Source organism: Sphingomonas lacunae, assembly GCF_012979535.1.
GTDB lineage: Bacteria > Pseudomonadota > Alphaproteobacteria > Sphingomonadales > Sphingomonadaceae > Sphingopyxis > Sphingopyxis lacunae.
In genome coordinates this window covers 872,757-888,860 of sequence record NZ_CP053015.1, presented here as the reverse complement: position 1 = coordinate 888,860, position 16,104 = coordinate 872,757, and the positions used below count along the sequence as shown (strand labels likewise).

Genomic DNA, 16,104 nt, shown 5'->3' with positions numbered 1-16,104 from the left:
CCGATGACGCCTTTGCCGCCCTCGCGCTATCGCATTGAGGAACGCGGCCGGCGGCTGATCGTCATTGACCAATGGGCTGGCAATGTCGAACTGACGGGGACCATGCCCGCACGGGCCGATGTGGTCAGGCCCGGCAAGGCTGCCAGCGTCGCGCCTGGCGCCCTGTCAGCCAAGGCAGCGTCGCATCAGGCGGCGGCCAGAGCCTCCGCTCGCCCGACCGCGGCAAGCGCGTCCTCCTCTCCCAGAATGGCAGGGGCTGCCGGTTCGGGCGAGGGTGCCAATGCGCTGACCAAGGCATTTTTCCGCCTGCAACCGGATGGGCGCGGTGGCGCCTCGCTCACCACACATCGCCTCTATGATCCGCGCGGTCCCCGCCTGATTGTGCTCACGGCGCCGCACCTCGCCCGACTCAATGGCCTTGCCATCGTTCTGGCCTTCTCGCTGGTGATGGCGCTGGGCGTGGGGTTGATCATCGGGTGGCCGGTCTTGCTGGTGCTGGGCTTCATCCTGTTCCGGCTGAACAACAGCATTCGCGACCGCATCGGCCAGTGGCTCGACAAGCTTGAATGACCGCTCCGGCTGCCAGCAGGCGGAGCGGTCATTCCGGAACTCAGGCGGCGGACGCTGCCGCAAGTGTGGGATAATCGGTGTACCCCTCGGGGCCGGTCGAATACCATGTGCGCATATTGTCCGGGGTGAGGTCAGCCCCGGCGCGCAGCCGGTCGACCAGGTCCGGGTTGGAGATATAGGGCCGGCCAAAGCTGATGCCATCCGCCAGACCGGAGGCGACATCGGCGGTCGCCGTGGCGAGCGTATATTCCTGATTGAGGATCAGCGGATTGGTAAAGACCTTGCGGATGTCGGGGGATACGGGCGGAACGTCGCTGGCCCCGAAATTGCCGAAAGTCTTTTGTTCGCGCAGCTCGAGGAAACCGATGTCGAGCGCCTGCAGCGCCTTGGCTGCGGCAGTGAACAATGCCACAGGCTGCTCATCGTCACACCCCTGTGTCTCGCCGTTGGGTGACAGACGCACCGACGTCCTGCCCGCACCGACTTCGCCGACCAGTGCTGTCGTCACCTCGCGCAACAGGCGAATGCGGTTGTCGATCGACCCGCCATAGTCATCGTCGCGAAAGTTGCTGTTGCCGCGCAAAAACTGGTCGATCAGATAGCCATTGGCTGCATGCAGTTGCACTCCATCAAATCCGGCGGACATCGCATTGCGGGCGGCGTTGACATAATCGCCGATCAACCTTGGAATTTCGTCCAGCCGCAGCGGCCGCGACTCGACATAAGGCTTTTTGCCGGTCGCGGTATGGGCATCACCCGGCGCGGTCGTCGCGCTGGCAGAAACCGGCTGGGCGCCGCCGAGAAAGTCCGGATGCACCAGCCGGCCCATGTGCCACAGCTGCAGGACGATCCGACCGCCTGCCTTGTGCACCGTATCGGTCACCGGTTTCCACGCTTCCACCTGTTCATTGTTCCAGATGCCTGGTGCGGCGGGCCAGCCGCTTCCTTCCTGGCTGATGCCGGTCGCTTCGGCGATGATCAGGCCGGCGCTGGCGCGCTGGGCATAATAATCAGCCTTCAAGTCGCTGATCGGCACGTGGACATCCCTGGACCGGCCACGCGTCAGCGGTGCCATGAGGATGCGGTTGGGGGCGGCAATTGCGCCAAGCTGGATAGGGTCAAACAGGTTGGGCATCGATCAAAACGTTCCTTCTCTTGTCTTTTCCGCATTCTCGCCGAGACAGGCGGTCAGGCAAAAGCTAGGAGCCGTGGCACAGCCACGCAAGCGTTTCCGTTGCGAAGAAAAACTTGTCACGGCATCAGTCTTCGGATGAGCAGGATAACGCGCCAATGACCCGGGATGCTCAGCGCAGCAGTGGTTCTCCACTTGCCTTTGTCGCCCTGCTGGGCGGCAATGCGGCGTTGGCCTTTGGCCCGGCCTTTGTCCGGGAAGCCGATGTCGGACCCGTGGCCGCGGCTTTTTGGCGGCTCGCCCTTGCGCTGCCGCTGTTGCTCGCCTTCGCCGCCTGGCAATGGCGCAGCCTGTCACGAAAGGCCGGGGCGCCCTTGCCTTGGCCGACCGGTTCCGTATGGGGTCTGGCCTTGCTGGGTGGCGTTTTCTTTGCTGCCGATCTCGGCAGCTGGCATCTGGGCATATTGCAGACCAAAATGGCCAATGCGACGCTGTTCGGCAATGCAGCCAGCCTGATTTTGGCCGTGACCACCCTTTTGCTTGCCCGGCGGTTACCGCGCGGTTTTGAAGGCCTTGCTCTGGTGCTGGCTTTTGCAGGGGCGGTCCTGCTGATGACCGAAAGCAGCCAGCAAGGGCAGGCCCGGTTGATCGGGGATCTCCTGTGTCTGCTCGCTGGCGTGCTGTATGCCGGTTACGTTCTGGCGATGCAGCGGGCGCGGGACAGTCTGCCCAGTTGGCCGACACTGGCCTTGTCGAGTGCAGCTGGAATTGTCCCGCTCTTTTTGTTTGCGACCTTGCTGGGAGAAAGGATCATTCCGGGGGACTGGACTGCCGTCTTGTTGCTGGCGCTAACCAGCCAGATTATCGGGCAAGGCTTGCTGATATGGTCCTTGCCGCATTTTTCGGCTCTGGTGGTGGGCCTGACTTTGCTCAGCCAGCCAGCCATCGCGGCCATGGCGGGGTGGATATTGTACGAGGAACGCCTCAGTGCGATAGATTTGGTTGGCGGTCTGATGGTTGCGGTGGCGCTTGTTCTGATTCGCTTGCCTCAAGGCGGCGGCAATGCCACGGCGGAACCTGCCCGCTAGCCTGTGCAGAGACAGGATTCGAAGGATGATCGCCCATGACCCCCCAGCCGATCCCCGCTGATCCCACACTCGACGAAATCCGCCTTGGCTTGATTGGTGACATCGCCGCCAATGCCGCTTTTGATGGCTGGACGGTTGCGGCGGTGACGGCTGCAGCCGACATGCACGGGGTTGATGCAGATCTGGCCCGCCTTGCCTTTGCCGATGGGCCGGTGGACATGATTGACGCCTGGTTTGCGTCGATTGATGCGCGCATGGAAGAACGCCTTCCTTCGGCCAAGCTCGCCGCAATGAAAATAAGGGAACGGATCACTGCCTTGGTGGAAGCGCGGATCGACATTATTGCGCCTGACCGTGAAGCGCTCCGTCGCGCCGCCACTCTTTTGGCCATGCCGCAGAATGCGCCGCGCGCGGTCCGGCTGGGCTGGCGGACTGTCGACCGGATGTGGCGGCTCGCCGGGGACACCGCCACTGACTATAATCATTATACCAAAAGGCTCACCCTCTCTGCCGTCTATGCATCCACCATGACGGTGTTGCTGGACGATGAGAGCGAGGACTTGACTGAAACTCGTGCTTTTTTGTCGCGCAGGATTGACGGGGTCATGCGGTTTGAAAGGTGGAAGGCCGGCTGGTCACGCGGATCGGACTATCGCCCCAGCCTGACCCGTTTTGTCGGGCGTCTGCGCTATCCCGCCAAGCGTTGATGCTGGGTCGGTGAGACCGGTTGGCCTGATGGTGCGACCTTCGTCTTTTGCTTCCCACCACCCCGCTTGTTTGATAATGGCTCGCAAATGCAAATGAGCCACCCCCTGTCCCTCGACCGGTTGCCGGTCGGCCGTGTCGCCCGCATTGCCCATATTGACTGGGCAAGGCTTGATTCAGGAGAGGCTCGCCGGATCCGCGAATTTGGCATCTATGAGGGCATGGATATAGAAATTTTGCACCGCGGATCGCTGTTCTTTCGTGATCCACTAGCCATTCGCATTGGTCGGATGCGCGTTGTGATGCGGGCAGTGCACGCAGCTGCCATCTCGTTGGTGGCACCCGAAGATGCAGCTCAAGCAGCGTCCTCACCTGTTGGAGGTCTGTCAGGCGCATGACCACGATACTCCCGTTGGTCGCGCTTGTCGGCAATCCGAATGCCGGCAAAAGTTCCTTGTTTAATGCCTTGACCGGTGCGCGCCAAAAGATCGCCAATTATCCGGGCGTCACCGTCGAGCGCCATTCAGGCCGGACCAAATTTCCCGATGGCCGCCCGGTTGAGCTGATTGACTTGCCCGGCACCTATTCTCTGACGCCTGGCAGTCCGGACGAAGAGGTGACAAAGGATGTTCTCCTTGGCCGCCAGGACGGCGAACGACGGCCGGACGGGCTGATCATTGTTGTTGATGCTGCCAATCTCGACAATCATCTTCGCTTTGCACTTGAACTGCTGGCGCTCGGTTTGCCAACCGTGGTGGCCCTCAACATGGTGGACATGGCGGAGCGGGATGGGCTGGAACTCGATCCGGTCCGGCTTTCGGCGGAGCTTGGGGTGCCTGTCATTCCGACCGTCGCTGTCCGGAAACGAGGGCTTGCCGAGTTGCAAGAGGCCCTGGCTTCGGTCGTTGATGGCGGAGTGACGGTCACGCAGCCAGTTCTGGATGAGCGCCAGCGCCGTGACCGCGCACGGCAACTGAGCGCAGCCGCCATCATTTCTGAAACCCCTCATCGTAGCTGGACACAGCGGCTGGACAGCCTGTTCCTCCACCCGATCTTTGGGTTCCTGATCCTGCTCGGTCTCTTGTTTGTCATGTTCCAGGCTGTCTACAGTCTGGCGGAAGCCCCCATAGGGTGGATCGAATCCGGGCAAGGGATGCTGGCGGATGCAGTCATCGCCGCGATGACTGACGGATTTTTGCGTAGCCTGATCGTCGAAGGCGTGATTGCAGGTGTTGGCGGGGTTGTCGTCTTCCTCCCGCAGATATTGATCCTCTTCTTTTTCATCCTGCTGCTCGAATCCACCGGCTATATGGCGCGTGCTGCCTTTCTGATGGATGGGCTAATGGCCAGGGTAGGTCTCTCCGGCAGGGGGTTCATTCCTCTCTTGTCCAGCTTTGCCTGCGCCATTCCCGGCATCATGGCCACGCGTGCCATCGCCGATCCGCGTGACCGGCTGACCACCATTTTGATTGCGCCATTGATGACCTGTTCGGCACGTCTGCCGGTTTATGCAGTGATCATCGGTGCTTTCATTCCCGCCCACCCTGTCGGACCGGGGGTCGGTCTGCAGGGACTGGTCCTGTTTGGCCTCTACCTGGCCGGGATTGTTGGTGCCTTTCTCGTGGCATGGGTGTTGCGCCGGACAGTGACAAAGGGTGCCAAGGGCGGGTTTCTGATGGAACTCCCCCGCTATCAGATGCCGCGCCCGGGCGATGTGCTGCTTGGCCTGTGGCAGCGGGCGTGGGTTTTCCTGCGTCGAGCCGGCACGATTATCTTTGTGACGACAATCGCGCTCTGGCTGTTGCTCAGCTATCCCAAGCTTCCCGATGGCGTGCCGGGCAGCCAGCTCGAATACAGTGCCGGCGGTCGGATCGCATCAGTTATCGAAGTTGTCACCAAGCCGATTGGCTTCAATCATGAAATCGCCATCGCGATCCTGCCCGCCATGGCTGCGAGAGAAGTCGCGGTTTCGGCCTTGGCAACGGCCTATGCGATTGAGGCTGGTGATGATGAGGATGCGACAACGACGACTCTCGCCAACAGCCTGTCGGAACGCTGGTCGCTGGCAACGGCCCTCGCCTTCCTGGCATGGTTTGTGTTCGCGCCGCAGTGTATTTCGACCATCGCGGTCGCCCGGCGAGAGACCAATGGCTGGAAATGGCCTGCCTTCATGGTTGGCTATTTGTTCGCGCTGGCCTATGTCGCAGCAGGGGTGACCTATTGGGTTGCCGTGGCATTCGGGCTGGGCTGATCGCTTCCGGCCGCAGTGACGGAGTGGAACGATAATGGCGGGCAGCGTCAACAAGGTCATATTGGTCGGCAATCTGGGTGCTGATCCGGAGGTCAAGTCCTTTCAGAATGGCGGGCGGATTGCCAACATCCGCATTGCCACCAGCGAAAGCTGGAAAGATCGTGCCACCGGTGAGCGCAAGGAGCGCACCGAATGGCATAATGTTGTCATCCAGTCCGAAGGATTGGTCGGCGTTGTCGAACGCTTTCTGAAAAAGGGCAGCAAGGTCTATATCGAGGGCTCCTTGCGAACCCGAAAATGGCAGGATCGCGACGGCAATGACCGTTACACGACCGAAATCTCTGTGGGTGTCGGTGGCGTTCTGACCATGCTTGATGGCGCGCAAGGCGGCGGCGCTGGCGGCGGTGCCCGTTCAGGCGGCAATTGGGGCGGATCGTCCGGCGGCAGCTCGGGCGGCTGGGACCAGGGCGGCGGCCCGGGTGGCGGCAATGATTTTGGTGGCGGCCGCAGCAGCGGCGGATCACCCTTCCCGGATGATCTCGACGACGAAGTGCCGTTCTGACCGGTTACCGATCTATTCAGGCCCGCTCAGCTTGTCCCGCAGTGCCGCGAGCGCGCCAAAGGCACCCGCTTCCGCTTCGCTCTGGACGCCGCGTTCCTTGAGGAAGGTATCGGCGTCGGGGTGGCGCGGGAAGGGGTAGAGGGCAAGATAGAGCGAGTCTGACAGCATGTCCCCGAGGTCCATCTTGGTACCGGGGGGGACGCCGATGATGTCGAGGTCTTGCTCGCCCAACTCAATTTCCGCTTCATTTTCAGCGGCTTCCAGCCGGGCTAGCGGAACGTAGCGCACCGCTATCGTCGATTCGACCCGCACCGGCAGCGGCAGGTCGGTGGCGACGCAGCGTTGCACGACATCGGCATCAATTGACCCGCTGACGACAAGGTCCTCGCCGTCACACACCAACTCGAGCCGCGCCTCGAACCGGTCGAGCGCAACAAGATCGAAACGGGTGGCAACCGCTACGCGTTCATCAGCATTGGCCACGATCTCGAGCGGGCCGGTCAGCCGCCTAGCCTCTGCGGCGGTGATCAGTCGGTGGAACCCTTCTCCGGTGGTCCCGGCATCGCCGGGCGCGTCGGCAGGGCGGTCAATGTCGCGATCTTCGGCCACAGCCTAATCCGCCACGTCGGGCAATTGCCCTGCCAGGATGGTGTCGGCCGACAGGGGGGACAGCGCGGCGGCAAAGGCGGCAAGCCGGGCGGCGGTCCGGTCAATTGCCTCCCCGGCATCGTCTCCGTCCCAGAGGTTTCGCAGAAGGATGGCGCGCAGTGCCGCGGCTTCACCCCCGGCCTCGCGGTAGACCGTGAGACGGCCGCCAAGGGCCGACATCATCTTGCCTACCTGCTTTCCGACAACAAGATCACCGGTGCCGATAAGCCGCAGCTGGCTGTCCATGTCATCAACGAACAATTCGGTGAGGTGGACGCTGGGCTGGGCCATGGCTGGATCAGCTTCGAGCCGGAGGAGGACATGGGCCAGCACGGCGGCGATCATCTCGAAGCGTCCGTCGAGCGTATCGGGCACGCCGCCCAGATACCATGCCGGGGCGCGGCCGCGGGCAACGATCGCCTCATAGGCGGGGCGATAGGCCTGACGAGGATCGGGCTGGCGGGCAAAGAGGCGCTGGAACAGGTTCATGACCGCCAGATAGGGGCGGTGCGCGCGCAATGCAAAGGGGCTGTCGGGACCGGTGTGCTGCCCCTTGTGCGGCAAGGGGCAGATGGCCTAAGGCTGCGTCAGGGCTGGTCGCCGTCGCGGCGACGGGGCAAAGCCCGCCAGCCCAACGCCGGCCCATCCGGCAGCCCAGGAAGGATTTGCGCCGCATGCGCTCTACCCGTGCCCTCAAGACCGCTCTCGCCCTTGTTCTGCCCGCCGCGCTGATGAGCAGCGGCTGCACACAGTTGCGCTCGCATCAGGGCTATATCGTTGATTCGCTTTTGCTTGATTCGGTGGCCGTCGGCATCGACAACCGCGCCTCGGTCGAACGGACGCTCGGCCGCCCTACCTTCGCCAGCCAGTTTGGCGTGGTTGGCGGCCAGTCACAGATTGTTACGGCGGATCAGGCCAGCGACTGGTACTATCTGTCGCGCAATACCCGCCAGCTTGCCTTTGCCAGCCCGCGCCCGGTGGAACAGATGCTCGTTCGCGTCCGGTTCGATGCCGCCGGCAATGTTGTCGCTATTGATCGGACCGGGGTGGAGACGGTTGCCAATATTCGGCCCGAATCGGACAGCACGCCGACACTTGGCCGCGAACGCAGCTTTTTTGAGGAATTGTTTGGCAACATCGGGACAGTGGGCGCAGCTGGCGCCGGCGGGCCCGGTGGTGGCCCCGGCGGCTGATTGCCGCCACGGCGCAACAAAAAAGGCCCCGGATCAGCGCTGCTCCGGGGCCTTTTTGTTTGCCTGATCTGGCCGGTCAGTTGGCGATGCCACCAGCGGCCAGTACGGCCAAGGTCACGAGTTCGCTCGCTGATGCCGCCATTGGCGCGATCTGGACCGGCTTTTCCATACCGACCAGCATTGGCCCGATCACCGAATCACCGCCCAGCTCGCGCAGCAGTTTGGCCGAAAGATTGGCGGATTGCAGGCCGGGCATCACCAGCACATTGGCCGGAGCGGAAAGGCGGGCGAAGGGATATTTGGCCAGCATCTTCATGTTGAGGGCAACGTCGGGTGCCATTTCGCCCTCATATTCAAATTCGGCCCCTTCGGCATCGAGAATGGCCACCGCATCGCGGATATTGTCCAGCCAGTTGCCCGGCGGGTTACCGAAGGTCGAATAGGAGAGAAAGGCAACGCGCGGTTCGTGGCCCATGCGGCGGGCGACAGCGGCGGTTTCACGGGCGATCTGGGCCAGCAGTTCCGCCGAAGGACGTTCATTGACCGTGGTATCGGCCATGAACACGGTGTGATGTTGCCCGACCAGAACATGGATGCCGAACGGAGTGCGGCCTTCGGCAGGATCCAGCACATAGCGCAATTCGCGCATTGTCTGGGCATAGGTACGGGTAACACCGGTCAGCATGGCATCGGCGTGGCCCATTTCCAGCAAAAGCGCGCCAAAAATGTTGCGGTCACGATTGACCATGCGCTCGCAATCCCGACGCAAATAGCCACGCCGTTGCAGCCTTTCATAAAGCCGGTCGGTCATATCCTGCACCAGCGGGCTGTGCTTGGCATTGTGCAGTTCGAAACTGTCGGGATCGGCGACGCCCAGTTCCTTGAGCTTGTCGCGTACACCATCGCGTCCGACCAGAACCGGAATGCCGTATCCGCCCTCGCGGAACTGGATGGCGGCGCGCAACACGACCTCTTCCTCTGCCTCGGCAAACAGGACGCGGCGCGGATTTTTCCTTGCCGCTTCATAGGCAAGGGTCAGCACCGACGTTGTCGGGTTGAGGCGGGCCCGCAGGCTCTGGCGATAGGCATCCATGTCCTCGATCGGCCGCTGCGCGACACCTGAGAACATGGCGGCACGGGCGACGGCGGCCGGCACAACTTCCATCAGGCGCGGGTCAAAGGGCGCCGGGATAATATACTCATGGCCGAAGCTGGCAGCGCGCCCGCCATAGGCCGCGGCCACTTCTTCGGGCACCGGCTCGCGCGCCAGCTGGGCGATGGCGCGGGCGGCGGCGATCTTCATGGCGTCGTTGATTGTCGTCGCGCGGACATCCAGCGCTCCACGGAAGATGAAGGGGAAGCACAGCACATTATTGACCTGGTTCGGGAAATCGGACCTGCCAGTGGCAATGATCGCGTCGGGTCGTGCTGCCTTGGCATCGGGCGGAGAAATCTCAGGGTCGGGATTGGCCATGGCGAAAATGATCGGTGCCTTGGCCATGTCCATGACCATGTCGGGCTTGAGCGCGCCTGCTGCGGACAGGCCCAGAAAGACATCAGCGCCTTTGAGCGCCTCTTCGAGGGTACGCGCTTCGGTCTTGGCGGCGTGGGCTGATTTCCATTGGTCCATGCCTTCGGTGCGGCCCTGCCAAATGACGCCCTTTCGGTCGCACATGATGACATTGTCGTGTCGCACGCCGAGCGCCTTTATCAGCTCGGTGCAGGCAATGGCGGCCGCGCCGGCGCCATTGACCACCACCTTCATGTCCTCCAGCTCGCGCCCGGTCAGCCAGGCCGCGTTGATCAATCCGGCGGCGGTGATGATGGCGGTGCCATGCTGGTCATCATGGAACACCGGAATGTTCATCCGCTCTTTCAGCGTCTGTTCGATGATGAAACAGTTGGGCGCTGCAATGTCTTCAAGGTTGATGCCGCCAAAGCTTGGCTCGAGCAGCTGCACCGCGTTGATGAAGGCCTCTGGGTCTTCGGTTGCCACCTCAATGTCGATCGAGTCGACATCGGCAAAGCGTTTGAACAGGACCGCCTTGCCCTCCATCACCGGCTTGGAGGCAAGGGCGCCGAGATTACCCAGGCCAAGGATTGCGGTGCCGTTGGAGATAACAGCAACCAGATTGCCCTTTGCAGTGTAGTCGTAGGCGGTGGCCGGATCATCGGCGATAGCGCGCACCGGGACGGCGACGCCCGGGGAATATGCGAGGGCCAAGTCCCGCTGGGTCGCCATCGGCTTCGAAGCGATGATCTCGATTTTGCCGGGGCGACCGTGGCTGTGGTACAACAAGGCTTCCCGATCGGAAAATTCATTCTTGGTGCGGTCGTTCACTCGAAACCCTCTCACAGCCTGCGCGACGCTTTCCGCTACGTTAGCGGCATTATGGTGACAGGGGCAATCGCGCTGAACAGGCGGATTGTCCAGCCCGCAGACATGCTTTTCTTGCAGGGAATTTGATGCGGCCTATGCTTTGCTTGGCGCGATGGCTCGGCTAGGGCTGGGGCGATGAGCGCAAAGGGGCAACCAACGGCACCGGCCGGCATGACACCGATGATGGTGCAATATCATGCGTTGAAGGAGCAGGCAGGACAATGCCTGCTCTTCTATCGCATGGGCGACTTTTTCGAGATGTTTTTTGATGACGCCAGGGTGGCGGCGCAAACCCTCGACATCGCCCTGACCACGCGCGGGGAATCGGGTGGCGAGGCCATTCCCATGTGTGGAGTGCCCGTCCATTCGGCCGAAAGCTATCTCGCAAGGCTGATCCGGGCCGGCCACCGTGTAGCCATTGCCGAACAGGTCGAAACGCCTGAACAGGCGAGAAGGCGTGGAGGCTCCAAGGCGCTGGTCGAACGGGCGATTGTCCGTTTTGTCACGGCAGGCACGCTGACCGAGGATGCGCTGCTCGACAGTCGGGTCAGCAACTGGCTGGTGGCGCTGGCCGAAGCGGCCGGGGAGCGCGCTTGGGCGGCTGTTGACGTTTCGACCGGCTGTTTCGAATTGGGCCCGTTGGGAGATGGGGTGGCTGCTGAACTGGCGCGCTTGTCCCCGGCAGAAGTGCTGGTTGCGGAAGGTGGTCCGATGGTGGCCGAAGTGCCGCCGGTGCTGTTGCATGAACGGCCACGGGGGGATTTTGATTCCGGGCGCGGCGCAGCCCGATTGACCGGGCTTTATGGGCTTTCGACGCTTGATGGACTGGGCGATTTTACCCGCGCCGAACTGGCAGCGGCGGGCGCACTGGTGGCCTGGCTTGACCGGGCAGGCGCCGGGCAATTGCCCTGGTTGCAGCGGCCAAGGCGCAGGCAATCGGGCGAGGCGCTGCTGATTGACGCGGCGACGCGGGACAGTCTCGAAATCACGCGCAGTGCCAATGGCGGCCGGGCGGGCAGTCTGTTGGCGGCGGTTGACCGGACCATCACCGGCGCGGGCGCCCGGCAATTGGCCGCTGACCTGTCAGCTCCCCTGACCGATGCGTCGATGATCAACGCGCGCCATGATCTGGTGCAATGGGCGGTGGATCAGGATGGGCAGCGCTTTGCCATGCGTGAATCGCTGGCATCGTTGCCCGATGTCGGCCGGGCATTGGGGCGCATTGTTGCAGGGCGGGGTTCGCCGCGTGACCTGGGTGCGATCCGCGATGGGCTCGATGGCGCTCGCTCGCTCCGCGAACGGCTGGGGCGACTGGCGGGATTGCCGGCGCTCCTCATTGCCTTGCTGCCTGCCTTTGACGGGCATGGCGCGCTGGTCGACGAATTGCAGCGCGCACTGGTCCCCCAACCGCCGACCGAAAGCGCCAGTGGCGGATATATTGCGGCGGGTTATGATGCCGGGCTCGATGCCCTGCGTGAGACAGCAGCGGGCGGGCGGCGCGCGATTGCCGCGCTTGAGGCGCAGTATCGCGACCGCACCGGCATCGCCTCGCTCAAAATCAGGCACAATGCGGTGCTGGGTTATCATGTCGAGGTGACGGCCAAACATGCCGATGCGCTGATGACGGCGGATTCCGGTTTTACCCATCGCCAGACATTGGCCGGGGTGGTGCGGTTCAACGCGCCGGATCTGGCCGAAGAAGCGGCGCGGGTGGTACAGGCCGGTGCCCATGCGCTGGCCGCGGAGACAGCGCATCTCGAAACCTTGCTGGCGATGGTGGCTGCACGGGCGGACCCTATTGCTGCCACTGCCGATGCGCTGGCCCGGATTGATGTTGCGACGGCGCTTGCCGAGCGCGCGGTCGAGGGAGGATGGTGCCGGCCCGAGATTGCTGACGAGCCCTGCCTCCATGTGTCGGGCGGGCGGCACCCGGTGGTCGAGGCTTCGCTGGCGGCGCAGGGTGAGCCCTTTGTGGCCAATGACCTGGCCCTCGCGCCCGAAGACCGGCTGTGGTTGGTCACCGGCCCCAACATGGGCGGCAAATCAACCTTCCTGCGGCAGAATGCGCTGATCATCCTGCTGGCACAGGCGGGCAGTTTCGTGCCGGCGAGCCGGGTCAGGCTGGGTCTGGTTGACCGGCTGTTCAGCCGGGTGGGGGCGTCCGACAATCTGGCGCGGGGGCGATCGACCTTCATGGTCGAGATGGTCGAGACTGCGGCAATATTGTCTCAGGCCACCGAACGCAGCTTTGTCGTCCTCGACGAGGTTGGGCGGGGCACATCCACCTATGACGGTCTGGCGCTGGCCTGGGCTGTGGTTGAAGCGGTGCATGAGGTGAACCGCAGCCGTTGCCTGTTCGCGACGCATTATCATGAGCTGACCCGGCTCGCCGAACGGCTCGACGCACTGTCGCTGCACCATGTGCGCGCGCGCGAGTGGAAGGGTGACCTGGTTCTCTTGCATGAGGTGGGCGAGGGGCCGGCGGATCGCAGCTATGGGCTTGCTGTTGCACGGCTCGCCGGTGTGCCTGCACCGGTGATTGCCCGGGCAAAGGAAGTGCTCAAAAAGCTGGAGGCAGGCAAGGCCCAGACGGGAGGGCTTGCTGCTGGACTCGATGATCTGCCGCTGTTTGCCTCGCTGGCGGAGGCGGAACCGCAAGAGACCGATCCCCTGCGCGAGGCGCTGGCCGCCCTAGATGCGGACAGCTTGACACCGCGTGAGGCATTGGAAGCCATCTATAGGCTCAAGGGGCTGGCGGTCGACGGCGGTCGGGCCTAGATCAGTTGCATGGCTGACCGTTTCGCCTCCCTGCCAGACCGCCGCGCGATCATCGATCGTCGCGCACTGGCGGATGTGCTCGACGAATTGGGCACGAGCGAACAGGCAACAGCCCAGAAACGGGCGTCATTGGCGATTTTGCTCAAGGATGCGCTGCGTGATGGCCGGACGGAGATTGCCCGGCGGCTCGCGCAGAGCCCGTCGCGCGGACGCGAAGCAACATCGGGGCAGGCGTTCCTGATCGACCAGATCATCCGTCTGTTGCATGATTTCACCGTCGGTTACCTCTATCCTGCGGCCAACCGGTCTTCGGGGGAACGGCTGACGCTGATCGCGGTGGGCGGTTACGGCCGGGGGGAGATGGCGCCGCACAGCGACATCGACATCGGCTTCCTGACACCTTTCAAACAGACGGCCTGGGTCGAACAGGTCATCGAATCGATGCTCTATACCCTGTGGGATCTCGGGCTTAAGGTTGGTCACAGCTCGCGCTCGCTAGACGAAATGGTCCGCATGGCGCGGAGCGACCTCAGCATCCGCACCGCCTTGCTTGAATCGCGCTATATCTGGGGTGACCGTGCGCTTTACGAAGAGGCAACGGCGCGGTTCCTGGCTGAGGTTGTGAGTGGGACGGAAAAGGCGTTTGTCGCGGAAAAGCTGGCGGAACGCGACGAGCGGCACAAGCGCATGGGCGACAGTCGTTATGTTGTCGAACCCAATGTCAAGGAAGGCAAGGGCGGGCTGCGTGACCTGCACACCTTGTTTTGGATCGGCAAGTATCTCCACAAGGTCCGCACTGTGGGTGAACTGGTCGACAGCGGCCTGTTGACCCGGGATGAGCTGCGTCAGTTCGAGAAGGCCGAGAATTTCCTGCTCGCGGTCCGCTGTCACCTGCATATCCTTACCAACCGCGCAGAAGACCGGCTGACCTTTGACGTGCAGCGGGAGATCGCGGCGCGGATGAATTTTGCCGACCGCCCCGGCAAGTCGGCGGTCGAGCGGTTCATGCAGCTCTATTTCCTGCATGCCAAGACGGTGGGCGATGTGACCGGCGTGTTCCTCGCCCATCTCGATGACCAGCTGGCCCAGCGGGGCCGCCGTTTCCTGCCGGCCTTTGTCCGGCGGGTCCGCAAGCTCGAAGGGTTTGAACTTGATCGCGGGCGTATCACCATTCCGTCAGACGACTGGTTCCAGACCGACCCCGTCCGTCTGATCGAGCTGTTCGCCCTGGCCGACAAGCATCAGGTGGAAATTCACCCGACAGCGATGCGCGCAGCGCGACGCGATGCCGGCATGATTGACGCAAAAGTGCGCAAGGACCCGCGCGCCAACGCCCTGTTCCTCGATATTCTGACCAGCCGGAACAACCCTGAAACCGTCCTGCGATGGATGAATGAGGCGGCGGTTTTCGGGCGGTTTGTTCCGGATTTCGGGCGGGTGGTCGCCCAGATGCAGTTCGACATGTATCATCATTATACGGTCGATGAGCACAGCATTCGCGCCATCGGGCTGCTGGCCCGCATTGAAAAGGGTGACCTCAAGGAAGATCACCCGCTGGCAACAGTCATAATCAGCCAGCTGGTTTCGCGGCGCACCCTTTATGTGGCGGTTCTGTTGCACGATATCGCCAAAGGCCGTGGGGGTGACCATTCGGTCCTGGGCGCGGAAGTGGCGGAACGGCTGTGCCCGCGTCTGGGCCTGAGCCCTGCGGAAACCGAAACCGTATCCTGGCTGATCCGGCACCATCTGTTGATGTCGGCCACCGCGTTCAAACGCGACCTGGCCGACTTCAAGACCATCCTTGATTTCACCAGAGTCGTGCAGAGCCCCGAGCGGCTCAAGCTCCTGTTGGCGCTGACCGTGGTCGATATTCGGGCCGTTGGCCCCGGCGTCTGGAATGGCTGGAAGCGACAATTGCTGACCGACTTGTATGACAGCGCCGAGGAAGTGCTGCGGCTGGGCCACAAGCAGCGTGGCCGGGATGCCCGCATTGCCGAGAAGAAGACGGCGGTGGCCGCGGCACTGGGCATGGACGGAGCCACTTTTGTGCCGCTTGCCCGGCGCATGACCGACAGTTTCTGGATTGCCGAGCCGGCAGATGTCGCGGCCCGCAATCTGGCAATGATTGGCCATGGCACCCAGGACGGTCTGGCGATAGAGGCCAGCTTTGATGCCGAACGGGACGCGACACTGGTTTCGGTCCATGCGGTTGACCATGCCGGGCTGTTCTATCGCATCGCCGGGGGTATCCATCTGGCCGGGGGCAACATCATCGATGCGCGGGTGCACACCACACGCGATGGCCTCGCCATCGACAATTTCCTGGTGCAGGATCCGCTCGGGCGGCCGTTCAATGAAGACTCCCAGATCGCCCGACTCAAACAGGCCATTGCCGATTCGCTGGCGAACCGGCATCGTCTGGTCGACCGGCTGGTCGCCAAACCAATGGCGCGCGCTCGGGCTGATGCATTCCGCATCGAACCATCGGCTATCATCGACAATATGGCGTCGAACCGTTTCACGGTGATCGAGGTGAATGCGCAGGATCGGCCTGCGCTGCTCAACCAGCTGGCCTATGCGCTGTTCCAGTCAAAGGTGATGCTGCACAGCGCCCATATCGCCACGTATGGCGAGCGCGCTGTCGATACATTTTACGTGACCGATCTGCTGGGCGGAAAGATCGAGAACAAGACCCGGCTCAAGACACTTGAAAAACGACTTGTCGATGCCGCAGCCGGGGTGATCACCGAAGAGGGACGGGCCGCCGCCTGACCGACTCCGAGCCGCTGCGCCTCGG

General features: G+C 62.8%; 13 protein-coding genes. 9 read left to right on the top strand and 4 right to left on the bottom strand.

The features are described 5' to 3' along the window. The first annotated feature begins 3 nt into the window (after positions 1-3). Positions 4-570, top strand: a complete 567-nt coding sequence (locus GV829_RS04090; RefSeq protein ID WP_169944082.1) for a hypothetical protein — start codon at positions 4-6, stop codon at positions 568-570. 40 nt (positions 571-610) lie between these two features. Here the strand turns inward: GV829_RS04090 and GV829_RS04085 are convergent, their stop codons facing one another. Further along, a complete protein-coding gene (locus GV829_RS04085) occupies positions 611-1,705 on the bottom strand; it encodes an alkene reductase (protein ID WP_169944080.1) in 1,095 nt (364 codons plus the stop codon). Positions 1,706-1,860: 155 nt separating this feature from the next. On the opposite strand from GV829_RS04085, the gene GV829_RS04080 reads away from it, so the two are divergent. The 5 genes from GV829_RS04080 (at position 1,861) to ssb (ending at position 6,308) form a co-directional block, all read left to right on the top strand. Continuing rightward, positions 1,861-2,790, top strand: a complete 930-nt coding sequence (locus GV829_RS04080) for a DMT family transporter (protein WP_169944078.1) — start codon at positions 1,861-1,863, stop codon at positions 2,788-2,790. A gap of 35 nt (positions 2,791-2,825) precedes the next feature. Beyond that, positions 2,826-3,497: a COQ9 family protein gene (locus tag GV829_RS04075; RefSeq protein ID WP_169944076.1), complete on the top strand. Its 672-nt coding sequence runs from the start codon at positions 2,826-2,828 to the stop codon at positions 3,495-3,497. Positions 3,498-3,590: 93 nt separating this feature from the next. Further along, positions 3,591-3,893 (top strand): FeoA family protein, encoded by a 303-nt coding sequence (locus tag GV829_RS04070; protein WP_343042855.1) that lies wholly within the window; start codon positions 3,591-3,593, stop codon positions 3,891-3,893. After that, the gene (feoB, locus tag GV829_RS04065; RefSeq protein ID WP_169944072.1) at positions 3,890-5,746 is read left to right on the top strand and encodes a ferrous iron transporter B; all 1,857 of its coding nucleotides are present in this window, start codon (positions 3,890-3,892) and stop codon (positions 5,744-5,746) included. The genes GV829_RS04070 and feoB overlap by 4 nt, the downstream gene beginning before the upstream one ends. A gap of 34 nt (positions 5,747-5,780) precedes the next feature. Beyond that, positions 5,781-6,308 (top strand): single-stranded DNA-binding protein, encoded by a 528-nt coding sequence (ssb, locus tag GV829_RS04060; protein WP_281356173.1) that lies wholly within the window; start codon positions 5,781-5,783, stop codon positions 6,306-6,308. Between the two features lie 12 nt (positions 6,309-6,320). On the opposite strand, the gene GV829_RS04055 is transcribed toward ssb, so the two are convergent. Both GV829_RS04055 and GV829_RS04050 read right to left on the bottom strand, forming a co-directional pair. After that, positions 6,321-6,917 carry a DUF177 domain-containing protein gene (locus GV829_RS04055; protein WP_169944069.1) on the bottom strand — a complete coding sequence of 199 codons (597 nt, stop codon included), beginning with the start codon at positions 6,915-6,917 and terminating at the stop codon, positions 6,321-6,323. Positions 6,918-6,920: 3 nt separating this feature from the next. Then, complete coding sequence (locus tag GV829_RS04050; RefSeq protein ID WP_169944066.1) at positions 6,921-7,445, bottom strand: ubiquinol-cytochrome C chaperone family protein; 525 nt, start codon at positions 7,443-7,445, stop codon at positions 6,921-6,923. 185 nt (positions 7,446-7,630) lie between these two features. On the opposite strand from GV829_RS04050, the gene GV829_RS04045 reads away from it, so the two are divergent. Next, entirely contained in the window at positions 7,631-8,149 is a 519-nt protein-coding gene (locus tag GV829_RS04045) for an outer membrane protein assembly factor BamE (RefSeq protein WP_169944064.1), read from the top strand. 76 nt (positions 8,150-8,225) lie between these two features. Here the strand turns inward: GV829_RS04045 and GV829_RS04040 are convergent, their stop codons facing one another. Continuing rightward, complete coding sequence (locus GV829_RS04040; RefSeq protein ID WP_169944060.1) at positions 8,226-10,490, bottom strand: NADP-dependent malic enzyme; 2,265 nt, start codon at positions 10,488-10,490, stop codon at positions 8,226-8,228. Positions 10,491-10,664: 174 nt separating this feature from the next. On the opposite strand from GV829_RS04040, the gene mutS reads away from it, so the two are divergent. Together mutS and GV829_RS04030 are read left to right on the top strand one after the other, a co-directional pair. Beyond that, a complete protein-coding gene (gene mutS / locus GV829_RS04035) occupies positions 10,665-13,307 on the top strand; it encodes a DNA mismatch repair protein MutS (protein WP_246203026.1) in 2,643 nt (880 codons plus the stop codon). A 9-nt stretch (positions 13,308-13,316) separates the two neighbouring features. Then, complete coding sequence (locus GV829_RS04030) at positions 13,317-16,079, top strand: [protein-PII] uridylyltransferase (protein ID WP_169944056.1); 2,763 nt, start codon at positions 13,317-13,319, stop codon at positions 16,077-16,079. The last annotated feature ends 25 nt before the right edge of the window (positions 16,080-16,104 follow it).